This window comes from Marinifilum fragile JCM 15579 (genome assembly GCF_001310955.1).
GTDB classification, from domain to species: Bacteria; Bacteroidota; Bacteroidia; order Bacteroidales; family Marinifilaceae; genus Marinifilum; species Marinifilum fragile.
The window spans coordinates 1-3,690 of the sequence record NZ_BAZX01000061.1 but is presented as its reverse complement, the minus strand read 5'-3'; the positions used below and the strand labels follow the sequence as shown (position 1 = coordinate 3,690).

The 3,690-nt window shown below is 31.4% G+C and carries 4 protein-coding genes; all 4 read left to right on the top strand.

The features are described 5' to 3' along the window. Positions 1 to 144 precede the first annotated feature (144 nt). Entirely contained in the window at positions 145 to 1,086 is a 942-nt protein-coding gene (locus JCM15579_RS19835; protein ID WP_054723036.1) for a hypothetical protein, read from the top strand. A 423-nt stretch (positions 1,087 to 1,509) separates the two neighbouring features. Further along, positions 1,510 to 2,532: an alpha/beta hydrolase gene (locus JCM15579_RS19830; RefSeq protein ID WP_157471579.1), complete on the top strand. Its 1,023-nt coding sequence runs from the start codon at positions 1,510 to 1,512 to the stop codon at positions 2,530 to 2,532. After that, complete coding sequence (locus tag JCM15579_RS21090; protein ID WP_218186262.1) at positions 2,510 to 3,067, top strand: tetratricopeptide repeat protein; 558 nt, start codon at positions 2,510 to 2,512, stop codon at positions 3,065 to 3,067. Before JCM15579_RS19830 ends, JCM15579_RS21090 begins: the two co-directional genes overlap by 23 nt. A gap of 144 nt (positions 3,068 to 3,211) precedes the next feature. After that, positions 3,212 to 3,673 (top strand): nucleoside deaminase, encoded by a 462-nt coding sequence (locus tag JCM15579_RS19825; RefSeq protein WP_054723033.1) that lies wholly within the window; start codon positions 3,212 to 3,214, stop codon positions 3,671 to 3,673. Positions 3,674 to 3,690 lie beyond the last annotated feature (17 nt).

Sequence of the window (3,690 nt, the reverse complement as noted above, 5' to 3'; positions counted from 1 at the left end):
CACAAAAGTTAAAATTTAAGGGCGGTGACGCTCAACTTGATAAAACAACAAAACTTTAAACGGCAGCGGTTTTGATAAGGCGGTAGTTATAAATCGCCCTCAAATTTTAGCCAAACCGTTATAAGCAATAAAATAAAAGCTCAGATGAACACAACAGAAACTCTTTTACTAGATATAAAAGATTCAGAGAAATTGGATAGTTTTAAGCGCTTTAAAATAAAAGTTGCTATTATTCATTCTATAATTGTCTTTCTGTATTTTGTTGGAGTTAGTAGTAAAGAAAGACCTTCATTGTTTGAAATTATGGGTTTAAGTCACTTCACGACTACTATATTTTTAATGTGTATTGTTGCGATTTCATGTTTGCTTATAATTACGGTTTATAGAGTAACACCATCAAAAGGGAAAATATTATTTACTGAGAATGCGATTGAAATAACTTCAAACAAAAGCAAAATTGAAATTTTAATTGAGAATATTGATTTGTTGAATGTATACATCACTAAAGACTATAAAGGAAATAAAAACTATTCGATAGAATTTCCAATATCAAATAAACAAGTACTTTTTGATTTAGATTTAATTTTCAGTAGGGAAATTTATTTGTTTATGAATATACTTGAGCTATGGAAGAACAAGAAAGTGGATGTAAAGGTAAATGGAGACGAACCGAAATCGATAAAACCCAAAGATAAAACAGTTAATAAGCAGACCCACAATCCTTCTAATAATTACTTTTCTCCTCAAGCTACTAGCTACAGTTTTGGCAAACCAGTTAAATTAAAAGCTAGAATTCCATACAAAAGTTACAATAAAACACAGGTTAAACAATTGGTTAAAAAGACTTTAATTTCATTAAATTGGGATTGCAACAGTGTTGGTAAAGATGAATTATATGGTTACACAGATAAAGCAATAAGGATATTTGGTGATGAATATACTGTTGTTTTTGAAGCGAGATATATGACTATAAAAATAAATAATGTAGGTGGAGATTTGATTCCAATAGGATGTAAAAATACTTTAAGTACATTCATTGCTGAATTATCAAGAAACCATGACAATAATAAGTGCGAAGATAAATAAATTCTTATAACAACAGCTAATAAGGCATAAGGAATTAAGCTAGTTCCGAAACTAGCGTTTTTTAAATTAGCTCCGCCAAAACTTCGTTTTGACGGATTAAGTTATTATAATTTAAAACAAAGTTTTGGCTCTGTGCAAAGTTTGAAGTTTTGCTATTCAAATCTTCCTTACGCCTCATAACCGAGGCCGTTGTAGCCAATTTGAGAAAATGAAACCTGAAATGAAGACTAGAAAAAGTTGAATAATCCTAAGACTAAGAAAACAAATTGTTTGAGAATATATTAACTCTAAGCCAAAACCTGACATCGAACAAAACTAAACACAACAGTGCCTAAACCCAATTTGGCTACGTTCACTTAATATATTAAATTTAGACCAACCTGCGTTTAGTAGGTCGTTAGCAATCATACAGAAACCAACAGAATGAGTAAAAAACATATTATAGTACTATTTTTATTAATTGGAATTAATCAAGTAAAATCACAAGATGTCAGACAAATTGTAATCGGTACAAAACATATACTCCACTCCAATATTTTAAATGAAAATAGAGAATATTGGGTTAGCCTACCTGAATCTTACAGCAAAGGAGAATCATACTATAAGAAATATCCGTTGCTCATTGTTCTTGATGGAAATATACATTTTAAAGCAATTTCAGGTATGGTTAACTATATGAGTTCCGATTTATCCCGAAGTTGGAAAATTCCAGAGATGATTGTAGTTGGTATTCAAAATGTTGATAGAAGAAGAGATTATACACCCGATAAAATTATTACAGTTAGAGAGAATAATACAGGCGGTGGAGATAGCTTTCTAAGCTTTTTGGAAGATGAACTTATACCTGAGTTGGATCAAAATTATAGAACAGCCCCTTATCGAATCCTTTTTGGACATTCTTTAGGTGGTTTGCTGGCTATTCATACCTATATGAAAGAAAAGACCGTTTTCAATTCATTTATTGCGGTTGACCCAAGTTTTGGTACATGGGATTCTGAAACCATGGACAAAAAGTTGGATTCCCTGACTGAGCAATCATTTGAAAGATTCCTTTACATTGCCACAGCAAATTGGGGCAAAAGAAATATTAGAAATCGCGATCGTCATGTAAGATTGTACGAAGCTTTGAATAGTAAATGCGAAGGTGAATTTCCTGCAAAATTAGAATACTTTGAAAATGAAACCCATGGGTCCGTTCCTCCTATAGCTTTTTATAATGGCATTTTAAGCATTTTTGAAGGCTATGGAATTTACCATCGCGATGTGGAAAGCATAGAGGAACTAATTCAACATTTTCAGTCACTTTCTCAGCGACTTTCATGGGATTTTAGGCCACCGGAGCATCTAGTGAATCAAATAGGTTATAGAATGCTTCAAAGTCGAAATGAAATTGACAAGTCCAATGCATTAGCATTTTTTTATTTTGAATACAAAAAATTTTCCTAATTCATTTAATGCATATGATAGCTTGGGAGAGGCTTATGAATCTTTGGGAGAAAACAAAAAAGCAATTGAAAATTACAAAAAATCGCTTGAACTCTATCCAAAAAATGAACATGCCAGATTGAAGATAGAAAGCTTAGGCAAGTTTAAAGGGCAAAATAATACTAGTAAAATGAATGATAAAATTAAAAAAGAGAAGACTCCGATAAAAAATGGAGTGTGGAAATCAACTGGAGAGAATTTATTTTGGATTAATATTGTTCAAAATAAGGTTTTTTGGTTAGGAATGAACAACAAGACAACAGAAAATGAACTTGGCGAAAATTGGTGTCACGTTGGAAATGGAACAATAATTGACAATCGCATAATTTTAGATTGGTCAGATATTTCTGTTGGAAAAGGTAATTTAAATGGGAAAATAGTTATTGAAATAATAAGTAATGTTGAAATGAAAGTTATTGAAGATTCTGGAAACTTCGGTATGTCAATCTGGAATTGGGAAACAGATCAATTGAATTTTAGTCAAATAACTAAGTGACACGCAGCATATCTTAAAGAACATACAATAACATATAATTTATTCCTAGTTCTAGCCTAGTTACGAAAATCATCGCGGATTTCCATTTGGTCTTTATTTACTAAATTTGTTTCTTGAAACACGCAACATTAGAGGATTTAATTCATGAAGAATGATGATAAAAATATCAGAATAGCAATAGAAATGGCAAAAGAATCAAAGAAAAAAGGAAATTTGCCATTTGGTTGTATTCTAGTTAATAAAGATGGAGAGGTTGTTTTAAAAGGGGAAAACACTATTAATACAGACAACGATTGTCTTGCACACGCTGAAATCAATTTAATAAGGAAAGCCAGTAAAATATATAATTACTCATACCTCAACAGTTGTTCTATATATACTAGTGACGAACCATGCCCTATGTGTACATCTGCCATTTATTGGAGTGGCATTGGGAAGCTTGTTTATGGATTAAGTAAAAAAAGATATTACGAAATTGTTGGACGAGATAATCCAAACTGGGTATTTGAAATGCCAACAAGAGAATTATTGGAAAAAGGTGGTAGAAAGCTTGAAGTAATAGGTCCTTTATTGGAAGAAGAAGTTTCAATTTTGCATTTAGACTAAAATAAAACTGGCAACAA

Bases quoted from the DNA above. Each gene is read 5' to 3' on its own strand.
- JCM15579_RS19835 (WP_054723036.1), top strand. From the start codon at position 145: ATGAACACAACAGAAACTCTTTTACTAGATATAAAAGATTCAGAGAAA.
- JCM15579_RS19825 (WP_054723033.1), top strand. From the start codon at position 3,212: ATGAAGAATGATGATAAAAATATCAGAATAGCAATAGAAATGGCAAAA.
- JCM15579_RS19830 (WP_157471579.1), top strand. From the start codon at position 1,510: ATGAGTAAAAAACATATTATAGTACTATTTTTATTAATTGGAATTAAT.